At 48.8% G+C, this 15316-nt stretch carries 16 protein-coding genes and 1 rRNA gene; all 17 read left to right on the top strand.

Translation table 11 applies throughout. The features are described 5' to 3' along the window. The first annotated feature begins 126 nt into the window (after positions 1-126). Positions 127-1737 carry an L-aspartate oxidase gene (nadB, locus tag BC351_RS27605; protein ID WP_079417091.1) on the top strand — a complete coding sequence of 537 codons (1611 nt, stop codon included), beginning with the start codon at positions 127-129 and terminating at the stop codon, positions 1735-1737. 1 nt (position 1738) lies between these two features. Further along, on the top strand, positions 1739-2608 hold the full coding sequence (gene nadC / locus BC351_RS27600; RefSeq protein ID WP_079417089.1) for a carboxylating nicotinate-nucleotide diphosphorylase: 870 nt from the start codon (positions 1739-1741) through the stop codon (positions 2606-2608). Next, complete coding sequence (locus BC351_RS27595; protein ID WP_079417087.1) at positions 2605-3369, top strand: type III pantothenate kinase; 765 nt, start codon at positions 2605-2607, stop codon at positions 3367-3369. The genes nadC and BC351_RS27595 overlap by 4 nt, the downstream gene beginning before the upstream one ends. A 24-nt stretch (positions 3370-3393) precedes the next feature. Beyond that, entirely contained in the window at positions 3394-4260 is an 867-nt protein-coding gene (gene hslO / locus BC351_RS27590; protein ID WP_079417085.1) for an Hsp33 family molecular chaperone HslO, read from the top strand. A 42-nt stretch (positions 4261-4302) separates the two neighbouring features. After that, the gene (locus tag BC351_RS27585) at positions 4303-5253 is read left to right on the top strand and encodes a peptidylprolyl isomerase (protein WP_079417083.1); all 951 of its coding nucleotides are present in this window, start codon (positions 4303-4305) and stop codon (positions 5251-5253) included. A 114-nt stretch (positions 5254-5367) separates the two neighbouring features. Next, complete coding sequence (cysK, locus tag BC351_RS27580) at positions 5368-6309, top strand: cysteine synthase A (RefSeq protein WP_079417081.1); 942 nt, start codon at positions 5368-5370, stop codon at positions 6307-6309. 114 nt (positions 6310-6423) lie between these two features. Further along, positions 6424-7977 (top strand): anthranilate synthase component I family protein, encoded by a 1554-nt coding sequence (locus BC351_RS27575; protein WP_079417079.1) that lies wholly within the window; start codon positions 6424-6426, stop codon positions 7975-7977. A 32-nt stretch (positions 7978-8009) separates the two neighbouring features. Then, positions 8010-8591, top strand: coding sequence for an aminodeoxychorismate/anthranilate synthase component II (gene pabA / locus BC351_RS27570; protein ID WP_079417077.1), 582 nt, complete (start codon positions 8010-8012; stop codon positions 8589-8591). Between the two features lie 4 nt (positions 8592-8595). Further along, on the top strand, positions 8596-9477 hold the full coding sequence (gene pabC, locus BC351_RS27565; protein WP_079417075.1) for an aminodeoxychorismate lyase: 882 nt from the start codon (positions 8596-8598) through the stop codon (positions 9475-9477). 7 nt (positions 9478-9484) lie between these two features. Continuing rightward, on the top strand, positions 9485-10303 hold the full coding sequence (gene folP / locus BC351_RS27560) for a dihydropteroate synthase (protein ID WP_144028552.1): 819 nt from the start codon (positions 9485-9487) through the stop codon (positions 10301-10303). 20 nt (positions 10304-10323) lie between these two features. Further along, the gene (gene folB, locus BC351_RS27555) at positions 10324-10692 is read left to right on the top strand and encodes a dihydroneopterin aldolase (protein WP_079417071.1); all 369 of its coding nucleotides are present in this window, start codon (positions 10324-10326) and stop codon (positions 10690-10692) included. Continuing rightward, a complete protein-coding gene (folK, locus tag BC351_RS27550; protein ID WP_079417069.1) occupies positions 10689-11204 on the top strand; it encodes a 2-amino-4-hydroxy-6-hydroxymethyldihydropteridine diphosphokinase in 516 nt (171 codons plus the stop codon). Before folB ends, folK begins: the two co-directional genes overlap by 4 nt. Further along, positions 11186-11398: a helix-turn-helix domain-containing protein gene (locus BC351_RS27545; protein ID WP_079417067.1), complete on the top strand. Its 213-nt coding sequence runs from the start codon at positions 11186-11188 to the stop codon at positions 11396-11398. The genes folK and BC351_RS27545 overlap by 19 nt, the downstream gene beginning before the upstream one ends. A gap of 17 nt (positions 11399-11415) precedes the next feature. Beyond that, positions 11416-12432, top strand: coding sequence for a tRNA dihydrouridine synthase DusB (gene dusB / locus BC351_RS27540; RefSeq protein ID WP_079417065.1), 1017 nt, complete (start codon positions 11416-11418; stop codon positions 12430-12432). A gap of 220 nt (positions 12433-12652) precedes the next feature. Then, a complete protein-coding gene (gene greA, locus BC351_RS27535; protein WP_079417179.1) occupies positions 12653-13129 on the top strand; it encodes a transcription elongation factor GreA in 477 nt (158 codons plus the stop codon). A gap of 103 nt (positions 13130-13232) precedes the next feature. Then, positions 13233-14729, top strand: a complete 1497-nt coding sequence (gene lysS / locus BC351_RS27530) for a lysine--tRNA ligase (protein WP_079417063.1) — start codon at positions 13233-13235, stop codon at positions 14727-14729. 345 nt (positions 14730-15074) lie between these two features. Continuing rightward, positions 15075-15316, top strand: a 16S ribosomal RNA gene (locus BC351_RS27525); the annotation flags it as partial.

Here is a 15316-nt window from a genome sequence, read left to right as displayed (position 1 = left end):
ACATAGAAAAGACCGCCTTTGACCAAGGACACGGTCTTTTTCTGATAAGCCCCCCGTTAAGAAACGAGCTTAAGGGCCATGTTACTTAACGGGGCACTATATGGCGAAGAACAGGTGAGACGGCCAATGATTCCAAGATACCTCGTAGATGTAGATTTAGATTCCATTCCTCATGTACATACAGATGTTATTGTGATTGGCGCAGGTATTGCAGGGTTGTTTACTGCGCTTCGCGCTAGTGAAAATAAGAAAGTGCTGATGATCACGAAGAAATCGCTCCTCGACAGCAACACTCGCTATGCGCAGGGTGGGATTGCTGCCGTGATATCGGACGAGGATTCACCGGAATATCATATGCAGGATACGCTGATCGCGGGCGCAGGTTTATGTTCGCCTGAAGCGGTTGATGTTCTAGTGCATGAAGGACCTAACGGCGTACAGGACTTGATCCAAATGGGGACTCAGTTCGATCTGGAGAACGGTGAGTTCGCGTTAACCAAGGAAGGCGCGCACAGCCAGCGCCGCATCTTGCACGCTCATGGCGACGCTACAGGCGCTGAGATTGTACGAGCGCTGTCGGAGCGCACGAAGCAAGATCCGAACATCGAGATTTGGGACGATCACTTCGTGATCGACCTCATCACGCAAGACGGCGAGTGCTACGGAGCGCTCGTCCAGAAGCCGGGCGGCCAGCGGGTATTTGTCCGCGGCAACGCCACGATCCTTTGCTCCGGTGGCGCGGGACAGCTGTTCCGCTACACCACGAACCCGGACATCGCCACAGGCGATGGCATTGCGATCGCTCACCGCGCCGGTGCGCAAATTCAGGATGTGGAATTCGTTCAATTCCACCCGACTGCGCTTTGCTACCCTGGCGCGCCGCGCTTCCTCATCTCGGAGGCCGTGCGTGGCGAGGGAGCTTACTTGCGCAACATCAAGGGAGAGCGCTTCATGGAGCGCTACCACCCGCAGCTTGAGCTAGCGCCAAGGGATGTTGTTGCCCGTGCCATCGTTGATGAAATGGAAAATTGCAGATCGACGTTTGTTTACATTGATATTACGCACGAATCGGAAGAGCTGATCAAACATCGGTTCCCGACGATATATGAATATTGCCTGAATTATGGTTTGGATATGAGCACAGACTGGATACCGGTTGCACCCGCAGCCCACTATATGATGGGTGGTGTGAAAACCGATCTGCATGGGGAAACGTTGGTAAAACGCCTTTTCGCCTGCGGAGAAGTCTCTTCTACAGGTGTACACGGTGCTAATCGACTGGCAAGCAATTCTTTGTCCGAGGCCATTGTTTTTGGCCGAAGAATCATTGAACGGATTCAAGAGCTTCCTCCATTGGAAGGAAACATCCAGATCCGCGCGGAATCCGAAGCGCCAAGAACAGAAATTTCGAATCAAGCCGTTGTTGAGAAAAAGCTGAAGCTTCAGAAAGTCATGCTGCGCTATGCGGGGTTGAAGCGTTCAGCCAAAGGCTTGCAGAAAGGCTACGACGAATTGGCTCGACAGCTTTCGTTCTTCGACTCCTTGATGTCGAAACGTGAAGATTATGAGTTTGCGAATTTATTGAATTGCGCATTGCTTACGACAACAGCAGCTCTTGCACGGGAAGAAAGCCGTGGCGGTCACTACCGTGAGGATTTCCCGGAACGGGACGATCAGACATGGAAGAAGCATATTGTTTTTAAGCGCGGGGAAGCTAGGATTGAGGAGTGGATCTAAGATGTTAGAAATCAACATGGAACTAATTCGTAAGCAGATCCGGCTATGGCTGGAAGAAGATATCGGTACCGGCGATGTCACGACGTTGACAACAATCCCTTTGGAACATGTGTCCAAAGGGATTATCCACGTCAAAGAAGACGGGATTGTGTGCGGTCTTCGCATCGCTCAAGAAGTATTTGCCGTTGTAGATGCTTCTCTCCGTTTTGAAACAAAAGTGGCAGAAGGATCGTCTGTATTAAAAGGGACCATACTAGCTGAGGTAGAGGGAAATACGCGCAGTATTTTGCTCGGTGAACGCTTAAGCTTGAACCTGATGCAAAGAATGTCGGGCATTGCAACCAAGACACGTGAATTCGTTAATGCGTTAGACGGATTGTCGACTAGACTTGTGGATACGCGCAAAACTACGCCAGGGCATAGACTGCTTGAGAAATATGCCGTACGTGTGGGCGGCGGTCACAATCACCGTTTTGGTCTGTATGATGCTGTAATGATCAAAGATAATCACATCAAAGGTTCAGGCGGCATTACACAAGGGGTTCGATCAGCGCGCCAGCAGATTCCTCACACCATGAAGATTGAGGTGGAGGTGGAGGATTTCGTTCAGCTTGAGGAAGCTTTGGCGAGTGGTGCAGATATTATCATGCTGGACAATATGGTTCCTTCAAAGATGAAAGAAGCAGTTTCCATAATTAAAAGCAAAGCTCCCCATATTGTAGTAGAAGGCTCGGGCTCGGTATCGGTCGAGACGATTAAAGCCATGGCGGAGTCGGGTGTAGATGTTATTTCCGTTGGGCGATTGACTTACTCGGTTGCAGTGCTGGATATTTCCTTAGATTTGAATGAACGGAAGGGGACGGCACAATGATTCTTGTTATCGATGTAGGGAACACCAACATTGTGCTGGGCTTGTATCAGGATCGCACTCTTCTGCACCACTGGCGGGTAAGTACGAACCGTTCGGCAACAGTTGATGAATATGGGATTTTGCTCCATAGCTTGTTCCAACACTCCGGTATCCAGTTCGCAGATGTGGAAGGCGTCATTGTTTCTTCCGTGGTTCCTCCACTTATGAACGTCATGGAAAACCTGAGCTTGCATTACTTAAAAAGAACACCCTTTATCGTGGGTCCAGGCATCAAAACAGGACTTAACGTGCGTGTAGACAACCCCAAAGAGGTGGGCGCAGATCGTATTGTGAACGCTGTCGCTGCGCTTGAGCTGTATGGGGCGCCTTGTATTATTGTAGATTTCGGAACAGCAACGACTTACGACTATATCGATCCTTCACAGCAGCTTGTAGGTTGTGCTATTGCCCCGGGAATCGGAATTTCCACGGAAGCCCTATATCAGAAGGCAGCGAAGCTGCCGCGCATAGAGCTCGTCAAGCCGAAGAGTGTAGTGGGCCGCAATACGGTTGCGGCGATGCAAGCCGGTATTGTTTTCGGCTATGTTGGTCAAGTGGACGGTATTGTTGAACGAGTGAAGCAAGAATTCAATGTCAACCCGACGGTGATCGCAACAGGCGGTCTTGCGGAGTTGATTTCCAGTGAGTCTCGAACGATTCAGATCGTAAATCCGCTGCTCACCTTGCAAGGTTTGCAAATGATTTATGAGAAAAATGCATAAGCTGTTTGAAGGAAAGGATATCTTATGGGCGATTACTTAATTCGAGGAACGGCACTTCAGGGAAGAGTTCGTGCTTTTGCCGTGCAAACGACGGAACTTACTGAAGAACTTAGCCGCAGACACCAAACAACACCTACGGCTGCAGCTGCACTTGGACGAACAGTTGCAGCGGGTCTTCTCATCGGAGCCATGCTCAAAGGCGAGGAGCATCTCATCATCCAGGTCAAAGGTGAAGGACCTATCGGCCAAATCGTGGTGGATGCGAACGCCAAAGGCGAGGTACGCGGTTATGTGGACAATCCGCTCGTGGATCCACCACTCAAAGAGAATGGCAAGCTGGATGTCGCAGCGGCTGTAGGAACTGAAGGATTTCTTTACATAACGAAGGATTTAGGGCTTAAGGAGCCTTACAAAGGCAGCGTTCCCCTCATTTCGGGAGAATTGGCCGAGGATTTCACGTACTATTTTGCAAAGTCTGAACAAACGCCTTCTGCTGTGGCACTTGGGGTGCTGGTGAATACGGACCATTCCATTTTGGCTGCTGGGGGATTCGTGATACAACTGCTTCCGGGATTAACTGACGATGAAATCAAGGGTATCGAGGAGATGCTTGCTCGCATCCCTTCTTTCACCAATATGCTCGGCGGCGGCCTTAGTTTAGAAGAGATTCTCCAAACTGTTCTGCCATCCTTCCAATCGCTGGATCAGATGGATGTCATGTTCCGTTGCAAATGCAGCCGTGAGAAAGTGGAGTCTACGTTGATTTCCTTAGGAAAGTCCGAGCTGCAAGAAATTCTTGAAGACGAAGGGTTTGCTGAAGTGGTTTGCCATTTCTGCAATGAAGCTTACCGCTATGACAAAGATGATTTACAGCGTATGATTGATCTATAGTTTAGATCATATTCGCAAGATGGAAGTAAAGAGGGAGTCAGGATGCAGAACGTAAAACGATTGTGGGGAGTCATCATTCTGATGGCTGTATGTAATCTCGTGCTCACATCCTTGCTGATCACCCATACCATGAACCAAACAGAACCAAGTCAGCCAACAGAACCTGAACAGCAAGGTGAGCAGAAGAACGAGCGGGTAGTCGCCAAGATCGGGAATCGTGAAATAACCATGCAGGAGCTTCAAACAGCGTTGGAACGCCATTATGGGGTTGAATTGCTGGGTCAATTGTTGGATCGTGAAGTGATAAGTCTGGAAGGAACCGAGACAGGAACCGCCATTGGAAACGCGGAGATTAACCGTGAGTTGAAACGGATGCAGCAAGGATACGAGAGTGAGAAACAATTTTATGCCTCGATGCAGAGTCAATTGGGATTGTCGGAACAACAGATTCGGGAAGATGTAGCGAATAAGTTGTTATTGGAGAAGCTGGCAACGAGTCATATTCAGATTACGGATGCTCAGGTAGATGACTATATCAGGACGCATGCGGATGAATTCAAACAAGAAACGGAATACAACATCCTTCAGATTATCGTATCTACCAAGGACCAAGCGAACAAAGTGCTTGCGGAACTGGCCAAAGGAGAGAGCTTTGCGACCCTTGCCAGGGATCGTTCGCTGGATGATGCAACCAATAACACCGGCGGTGACTTAGGTTGGATTGAGGGGGATGATCCCTTTATAGCAGCTCCTGTTCTGGGTGCAGCCAAGTTGCTGAAGGTTGGAGAAGTGAGCAAGCCGGTCAGTATGGCACAGGGTTTTGCTATTGTGAAGCTGAAGAACAAACGGGATAAAGCAAATCCGGATCAAAGCTTCATTCGGGAAAATGTGCGCAGGGAGCTGGCTCTTCAACAGGCGCCTCCTCTCAAGGATTATGTTCTGCAACTGCGTACCAAATGGAAAGTGTCCATCATAGACCCGCAGCTGCGTTAGTGGTTTGTGAAAATATGGTTGACAACCTGTAAGCGCATTGTTAAGATTAATGTATTAATACCGACTAATTAACTCGGAAATCATTCGATAACTCAATCTGGAGGGGAAATTAAGATGGCAAGATTAGTTCAAAGCGTTACTGATTTGATTGGAGATACACCTCTTGTTCGTTTGAATCGCGTTGTTCCTGAAGGAAGCGCTGAGATTTATGTGAAGCTGGAGTACCAAAATCCAGGTGCGAGCGTGAAAGACCGTATTGCCATTTCCATGATTGAAGTAGCTGAGCAAGAAGGCAAGCTTAAGCCAGGCGATACGATTGTTGAGCCAACTAGCGGTAACACAGGAATCGGGATTGCTTTAGTAGCAGCGGCAAAAGGATACAAAGCGATTCTGGTTATGCCGGAAACAATGTCTCTAGAAAGACGCAACTTGCTTCGCGCATATGGCGCTCAGCTTGTTCTGACGCCAGGAGCGGAAGGAATGAAAGGCGCAATTAAGCGTGCGGAAGAGCTGCAAGCAGAAAATCCTTCCTACTTCATCCCGCAACAATTCAAGAACCAAGCGAACGTGAAAGTTCACCGTGAAACAACAGGTCCAGAAATCGTTGAAGCGATTAATGCCCATGATGGCAAATTAGACGCTTTCATTTCCGGTATCGGTACAGGCGGAACGATTTCAGGCGCAGGTGGCGTGCTGAAAGAAAACTTCCCGTCTATCAAAATTTATGCGGTTGAGCCTGCAGCATCCCCTGTTCTTTCTGGCGGTAAACCAGGCCCGCACAAAATTCAAGGAATTGGTGCAGGTTTTGTACCTGACATCTTGAACACGAACATTTATGACGAAATTATCGCTGTAGAAAACGAAGATGCATTCGAAACATCCCGTCGTGTAGCCAAAGAAGAAGGTATTCTTGGCGGAATTTCTTCCGGCGCAGCGATCTTCGCAGCACTCAAAGTGGCCAAAGAGCTTGGAGCTGGCAAACGTGTTGTTGCGATCATCCCAAGTAACGGCGAGCGTTACCTTTCTACGCCGCTTTACCAATTCGAAGAGCAATAAGATTTCGTACAGCCATAGAAGCCTCCAGCAGCTGCTGGGGGCTTTTTTTCTGCGTTGGGTTGGAGTATACTAATGGACAACTAATCATCGGATATGACGGGAAGGAGGGCAAGCATGATCGTAACATCCTTAGAGCAGTGGCGCGAATGGTCCTCCGCGTACAGCATGCTGCCTTATATTGTTAAAATTGATGCAGCTGAAGACCGAGTGCCGTCTTGGGAAGCTGCCTGGAAGGACGCGGCTCCAGATTCCTTTGTACTCGAGAGCGGCAAAGGCGGAAGATATACCTGCTTCGGGCTGCAGCCTTTCTCAACATTGCATGGGACCGGTTTAGAGGCCAAAATCACCTCACATTCTACAGATACCAAACACAAGCCTGAAGTTTCTCATCAGCAGGGGAAACCCCTTGATGTAGTGAAGATGTGGATGGCTCCCTTTCACAGTCCTAAAGTAGAGGGAGCACCTAAGTTTCTCGGCGGCTGTGTAGGCTACTGGAGCTATGATGTGATAAGGACCATCGAGAAGCTCCCGGAGCAAGCGGCCAATGATTTGCCGATTCCGGACTATAGCTTCGCTATGTATGATGAAGTATGGACCTTGGATCACATCGAAAAGACCTTGTACGTTGTGGTTCATAAGCCGTTAGATCAAAGCCGGGCAACCGAGGCCGCTTATATTCAGCAGCTGTATAAGGAAGCCCATGCCCAGGCGGAAGCGATGCTCCTGCGCTGGCGTACGATCCAGACCGCTGGTGGAGCGCCGCTAAGCAGCGAAGATCAGCCCGCCATCGCGCGCGAGCAGCTGCACATCGATGTCGAGAGCATCGCGGGCATCCAGCCTGCTTTTGGCAAAGCGGACTACATCGCGGCGGTGCAGCGCATCCAAGCCTACATCTCCCAAGGCGACGTGTTCCAAGTCAACTTGTCGGTCAGACAGAGTCGGCAGCTGAGCACGACGCCGGAGGAGATCTACGAGGCGCTGCGCATCGTCAATCCCTCGCCGTACATGGGCTTGCTGCGCTTCGCTGGCTTCGCGCTCGTATCGGGCTCGCCGGAGCTGCTCGTGCAGCTCGAGGACGGGGTCCTGCGGACCCGTCCTATCGCTGGCACGCGCCCGCGCGGCAAGGACGAGCAGGATGACCTGCGCCTAGCCGGCGAGCTCATCGACAATGACAAAGAGCGCGCCGAGCACGTCATGCTGGTTGATCTCGAGCGCAACGACCTAGGACGGATCTCCAAGTATGGCTCCGTCCGCGTGAAAGACTTCATGGTCATCGAATACTATTCGCATGTCATGCACATTGTCTCCGAGGTTGTCGGCGAGCTGGCAGAGGGCAAGGATGCCTATGATGTCATCGCGGCCACCTTCCCGGGAGGGACGATCACCGGCGCGCCGAAGATTCGCACAATGGAAATCATCGAAGAATTAGAGCCTGTCCGCCGAGGACCTTATACGGGTTCCATGGGATGGATTGACTATAATGGAAATATGGAATTTAATATTATTATACGAACGCTGGTAGCTGTTCAAGGGGTGGGCCATATTCAAGCAGGGGCAGGCATCGTCATTGATTCTATTCCTGAGCGTGAATATGTGGAGTCTCTGAACAAAGCCAAAGCGATGTGGAAAGCCATAGAATATAGCGAGCGGAGCATGAGCCGAGCTTAAGCCTGAGAAGGCTGACGAAAGGGGAGCTTAGAATGATTTTAGTGATTGATAATTATGATTCGTTTACGTACAACCTCGTCCAATACTTGGGGGAGATCGGTGAAGAAGTTATCGTTCGTCGCAATGACGAAATTGATTTAGCAGGTGTTGAGGCCTTAGCGCCCGATCACATCTTAATATCTCCGGGACCTTGCACGCCGAATGAAGCCGGTATTAGCTTATCACTCATTGACCATTTCAAGGGTAAAATCCCCATTTTCGGCGTTTGCTTAGGCCATCAGTCCATCGGGCAAGCCTTTGGCGGCGATGTCATTCGCGCAGAGCGCTTGATGCATGGCAAAACCTCAGAAATTTTCCATGACGGCAAAACCTTATTTGAAGGGCTGCCTTCACCTTTTATAGCGACACGTTACCATTCTTTGATTGTCAAAGCAGAAACGTTGCCTGATTGCTTCGAAGTAAGCGCACATACCGCTGAAGGTGAGATTATGGCATTGCGTCATAAAGAATATCCGATCGAAGGCGTTCAATTCCATCCGGAATCCATTATTACACAGCACGGTCATCAGATCCTGCGGAACTTTCTTCGTCGCACGGCGGCAGCAGGAGCTTAAAACGATGATGATTAGTATCAATGGAAGCTTGATAAATGAGCAGCAAGCCGTGGTCTCCGTTTATGATCACGGTTTTCTTTACGGCGTAGGTCTCTTCGAGACTTTCCGTACCTATGGAGGGCAAGCTTTCTTGCTTTCCGAGCATTTGGACCGTTTAACCGAGGGTTGCCGAGAGCTTGGCATCGTGTACGAACCTAACCTAGAGCGAATCGAGCGTTTGATCACGGAACTGCTGCAAGCGAACCAACTCGAAGATGCCTATTTCCGCTTTTCTGTGTCTGCGGGTGAAGAGGCTTTGGGACTGCCCATGGGCGACTACAAGCAGCCTACGGAAATTGTATATATTAAACCGCTTCCGGTTCGAGACGAGAAGACGTACGAGCAGGGCAAAGCCTTGCAGCTGCTCAAGCTGCCTCGCAACACCCCTGAAGGCTTGTATCGGTTCAAATCTTTTCATTACATGAACAACATCCTTGCCAAAAGGGAACTGCAGCAATACAGCTGGGCAGCTGGTGCTGAAGGCTTGATGCTGACGGAAGAAGGGTACTTAGCCGAAGGCATTGTCAGCAACATCTTCTTCATCAAAGCTGGGATTTGCTATACCCCTTCGCTGGATACAGGCATTTTGCCTGGCATCACCAGAGCGCATGTCTTGAAGCTGGCGCAGCAGCAGCAAGTGGCTGTACAAGACGGCTTGTACCGCTGGGAAGATCTCGTCGAAGCGGATGAGGTGTTTCTTGTGAACTCCATTCAAGACATAGTTCCCGTTACAACTTTGTATACGCCTAGCGGCCAAGCCTGTTCCGTTGGAACCGGCCAAGTAGGCCCAATAACCCGTCAACTTAGTCATCTGTATAATGAACATCTTGAACCCAACAGGAAGTGAAGAGAAGATGAATGTGTTATCTTGCAACGGATATGAGCTGCCCATTAGTGATCGAACGATCATTATGGGCATATTGAACGTAACGCCGGATTCCTTTTCGGACGGCGGGGAATACGTACGCATCGAGGATGCTTTGCGCAGAGCCAGGCAAATGGTAGCTGAGGGCGCAGACATCATCGACATTGGCGGAGAGTCTACCCGCCCTGGCTCCGCTGTGGTGACCGGGGAAGAGGAACTCCGACGCGTTATTCCTATCATTGAGGCGCTAAGCAGGGAAGTTCCTGTTCCTATTTCTATAGATACCTATAAAGCCGATGTCGCTGAGCAAGCCTTGGCGGCTGGCGCTCATATCATAAATGATGTTTGGGGCGGACAGGCAGACGTTCGCATGGCAGCGGTAGCTGCCCGTTATGACTGTCCGTTCATTATTACGCATAATCGGCAGAATCCGGTGTACTCTGATTTTCTTCCTGATGTTTTGAGCGATCTGCAGCTGTATGCGAATCAGGCGAAGGAAGCTGGCGTTCGCCAAGAACGCATTATCTTAGATCCTGGCATTGGTTTTGCCAAAACCTATGAGCAGAATCTGCAGCTTATGAATCAATTGCGAGCTGTCGCAGATCTCGGGTACCCAGTGCTGCTGGGTACTTCCCGGAAAAGCGTCATTGGTCTGACTCTTCATCTTCCGCCGGAGGAACGTCTGGAAGGTACGGCGTCGACGGTTGCCTTAGGGATTGCACAGGGATGCGGCATGATCCGCGTGCATGATGTACAAGCAATGAAACGAGTAGCGGTCATGACAGATGCCATTATCCGCTCATCATGAAATCAATGGAGGTTGTGACATTGGATAAAATTACTTTGTCCCGCATGCAGTTTTTTGGCAATCATGGTGTATTTCCAGAAGAGAATAAGTTGGGTCAGCGCTTCTACGTAGATGTGGAGCTTATGCTCCCGCTAAGCAAACCGGGCAAGTCGGATCATCTGGATGATACCGTGAATTATGGCGAAGTCTTTTTTAAAGTCAAAGAGATTGTCGAAGGACGTACGTTCAAACTCATCGAAGCTTTAGCCGAAAACATTGCATCCGAGCTGCTGCATACTTATACTAGTATCAATGAAGTGACGGTGCGCGTAATTAAACCGCATCCTCCTTTTGCCGTTATTTTCGACGGCGTGACTGTAGAGATTAACCGAAAGCGGGCAGCGCAATGACAGCCGATGATCGAGAACAAGGCATTACGGCCTATGTAGCATTAGGATCTAATATCAATGATCGAGAACATTATCTGCAGAATGCGATTGCAGCGCTTGATCAGGAAGCGGGCATTACGGTGACTGGCTTGTCCAGCATCTACGAAACCGAACCGGTGGGCTATGTGGATCAGTCTGCTTTTCTAAATATGGTCATTCAACTTCGTACGAACTTGCCTGCGGAAGCTTTGTTATTCACTTTGCTTGGCATTGAGAATCGCTTAGGGCGTACACGTGATTTACGCTGGGGTCCGAGAACGATCGACTTGGATCTTCTTCTTTACGGCGACGAGCAGCTTACCACTCCCGACTTGATCATTCCGCATCCGCGGATGCATGAGCGGGCTTTTGTATTAGTTCCTCTCACAGAGGTTCTCTACACACGGCAGGATGCTGCATTTGAATTCATCTCCGCGCATTTGGAGAAACTGGAAGGAAAGGAAGGCGTCGTTCTATGGAAAAAAGCTCAGTAGCTCAGCGCATTCGTGCTTTTCGCAAACTTAAGGGATATACACAGAACGAACTGGCTGATTTGCTTGGGGTCTCGATTGCCATTCTAGGCGCTATTGAAAGAGGCACGCGCAAGCCGGATGCGAAAATTATTAATAAGATCTCGCAAGTCCTTAATATAGAACCCGATGAGTTAGTCGCGGCGGTTGCGAGATGAGAGGAGGGGAATCTTCGGTGCTGAAAATAGGAAATGTCGAAGCTCCCAATAGAGTTGTGCTTGCCCCGATGGCGGGCGTTTGTAATCCTGCGTTCCGACTGATTGCCAAAGAATTTGGCACAGGTCTGGTATGTGCAGAGATGGTAAGTGATAAAGCTATCGTTCACGGGAATACCCGCTCAATGGAAATGCTCTACGTGGACGATCGGGAGAAGCCGTTAAGCTTGCAGATCTTCGGCGGCGATACCGAGACACTGGTCCAAGCGGCCAAAATCGTCGATCAACATACGAACGCTGATATTATTGATATCAATATGGGCTGCCCCGTGCCCAAAATTACGAAATGTGATGCGGGCGCACGCTGGCTGCTTCAGCCTGACAAGATCGAGCAAATGATTGCAACGGTTGTCGCTGCTGTCAGTAAGCCGGTTACCGTGAAAATGCGAATCGGATGGGATTCCGAGCACATCTACGCGATTGAAAATGCGAAAGCTGTCGAAAGAGGCGGCGGAAGCGCTGTGAGTGTTCATGGCCGCACCCGGGAGCAGCTGTATACAGGCAAAGCGGATTGGGACATTATTCGCGACGTCAAGCAGGCATTGTCGATTCCCGTCATTGGGAATGGAGATGTGGTAACACCTGAGGATGCCAAACGCATGCTCGACCATACGGGTGTTGATGGCGTAATGATTGGACGCGGCGCCTTAGGAAATCCTTGGATGCTGTACCGTACGGTTCAGTACCTGGCTAATGGAGAGCTCCCGCCGGAGCCTACGCCAGAAGAAAAGATCCGCATTGCCATCCTGCATATGGACCGTTTAATTGCGCTCAAAGGTGAGAATGTTGCCGTTAAAGAGATGCGCAAACACATGGCTTGGTATCTCAAAGGCTTAACTGGAGCAGCCCGTGTGAAGGATGCCATCATGGAAATGTTGAAGCGTGATGAGATGGTGCGAGTTTTGAATGAATATGTCGAGCATCTATCCGTACAAACGTTGTCCCCAGTAGAGGAAGAACCAGCTGTAATCCAATAAGAAATCAGCAATGGTTGAGATTGACATTTTGAAACCGTTGCAATATAATCAGTCAATATTAATGTGTTCCTGCATATATTGAAAGACAAACTCGCAACTAAGCGATTTATGAAACGTGAATTCATACTACTTGAATCAGCTCTATAAAGACCTAACTCCTAGCAGGAAGCATCGATTCAACGATATGAAAATCTTTCACATGACGGGAGATCAGTTGGAAATGGCTGAAAAAGAGGTCATTCTTACACCACAAGGTTTAAGAAAGCTTGAAGATGAGCTCGAGCATCTGAAATCAGTGAAGCGTCGCGAGGTGGCTGAGAGAATTAAGGTAGCCATCGGATATGGCGACATCAGCGAGAACTCAGAGTACGAAGACGCTAAGAACGAACAAGCTTTTATTGAAGGCAGAATCATTACTTTAGAAAAATTGCTGCGCAATGCGCGTATTATTAATAACGATGATGTCGATACCAATACGGTAAGTGTAGGCTCAATCGTCACGCTGAAGGACTTGGAGTTTGGCGATCTGGTTGAGTATAACATCGTAGGTACGGCGGAATCCGATCCGCTACAGAATAAGATTTCCAACGAAAGCCCTGTAGGTAGAGCTATTCTAGGTAAACAAAGGGGCGCGAACGTGGACGTAGTCGTTCCTGCTGGCGTCATTCAGTATCAAATTATTGATATTAAAAAGTAGCGTGCAGCCGCAGTTCTTTGGAAAGCTTCCTTTCGGAAGCTTTTTTCCGTTGAGTAATGTAAGATGGTTCTATACGATTACTAAATAAGTAGGAGATGAAAGCATGAGCCAGGAAGTGGAATTGAACGAATTGCTCACCATTCGCCGTAACAAATTGGACGAGCTTCGTGGTCTAGGGGTCGATCCGTTTGGCAGTAAATTCGTAAGGACGCATACGAGCAAGGATATCCTTACGGCGTATCAAGATAAAACCAAAGATGAGCTGGATGCTGAGGCTGTTGAAGTCAGTATTGCCGGACGCATCATGCAAAAAAGAAGCATGGGCAAAGCGAGCTTTGCGCATTTGCAAGACATTACAGGGAAAATTCAGATTTATGTTCGTGAGGATGCCTTGGAAGCAGCCATTTATCAAGCTTTTGATCTTCTAGATCTAGGTGATATTGTTGGCGTAAAAGGGATTGTTTTCAAAACAAAAACGGGTGAAACTTCTATTAAGGTGCAATCCCTAGAGGTTTTGACCAAATCCTTGCTGCCATTGCCGGATAAATTCCATGGTCTTAGTGATGTGGAACTACGCTATCGTCAACGTTATGTTGACTTAATTATGAATCAAGATGTACAGCAGACTTTTATTTTGCGTTCCCGCATTATTCAAGCTATGCGTCGTTATCTGGATTCACTCGGATATTTGGAAGTGGAGACACCAACGCTTCATTCCATCGCAGGCGGGGCTTCAGCGCGTCCTTTTAATACGCATCATAATGCTTTGGACATGCAGCTGCATATGCGAATTGCGATTGAGCTTCATTTGAAGCGTCTAATTGTAGGTGGATTGGAGAAAGTATACGAAATTGGGCGTGTCTACCGGAATGAAGGTATTTCTACGCGTCATAATCCTGAGTTTACGATGATTGAGCTGTACGAGGCTTATGCGGACTACATAGACATCATGAAGCTTACTGAAGAGCTTATCGCTCATATCGCTCAGGAGGTTCTTGGCAGCACGACAGTTCCTTATGGCGATCATGAGGTTAATCTAGCTGTTGGCTGGAGACGTGTCTCCATGGTCGATGCTATCAAGGAAGTCAAAGGCGTAGACTTTAGCGTGCATATGTCTAATGAGGAAGCGCATCGTTTGGCGAAGGAGCACAATGTATCTGTAGAGCCGCACATGACATTCGGTCATATTGTGAATCAGTTCTTTGAGACGTTTGTTGAAGAGACTTTGATACAACCGACCTTTGTATATGGACATCCATTGGAAATCTCACCTCTTGCCAAAAAGAACCCGGAAGATCCGCGCTTTACGGATCGTTTCGAACTCTTTATCGTGGCGCGTGAGCATGCCAATGCTTTTACAGAGCTGAATGATCCGATTGATCAAAGAGAGCGGTTTGAAGCTCAGCTTCGCGAGAAAGAGCAAGGCAATGATGAAGCGCATGAAATGGATGAGGATTTCATTCGAGCTTTGGAATACGGCATGCCGCCTACAGGTGGATTAGGGATAGGTGTCGATCGACTGGTTATGCTATTAACGAATGCACCTTCCATTCGTGATGTTCTCTTATTCCCACATATGCGTCATCGTCAAGGCGAGTAAAATGGTTTCGTTTCGGGGCACCGCTTGGTGTCTCGAAACTTTTTGAAATAAGTACTTGCATTGTGCATATCGTCTGTGGTATCTTATAAAAGTTGCCGCTGAGCACCGAGGAATCGGTGGTGCGAACGACTTGAAATTATAAGTTGCAATGCGAAACTCAGTATGGTATATTGGTCTTCCGGCTTTCCCAAGAGAGCAGGTTGAACAAGAGAAATTGATCTTTGAAAACTGAACAACGAGTGAGTAAGCACGAACGAGCAATCGTTCAAAAAGAGATTGTAAAATCTCGCTAGCAAGTCAATGAGCATTTCAGCTTTCAGATATACGGACGAGCAATCGTTCGCTACTATGGAGAGTTTGATCCTGGCTCAGGACGAACGCTGGCGGCGTGCCTAATACATGCAAGTCGAGCGGAGTATTTCCTTCGGGGAATGCTTAGCGGCGGACGGGTGAGTAACACGTAGGTAACCTGCCTATCAGATCGGGATAACTATCGGAAACGATAGCTAAGACCGGATAACTGCTTTTCTCGCATGAGAGAATTATGAAACACGGAGCAATCTGTGGCTGATAGATGGGCCTGCGGC

The sequence above is a fragment of the Paenibacillus ferrarius genome (genome assembly GCF_002027705.1).
Taxonomy (GTDB): Bacteria; Bacillota; Bacilli; order Paenibacillales; family NBRC-103111; genus Paenibacillus_E; species Paenibacillus_E ferrarius.
Note: the sequence above shows the minus strand (reverse complement) of the source record. Positions and strands in the feature narration are given on the sequence as shown.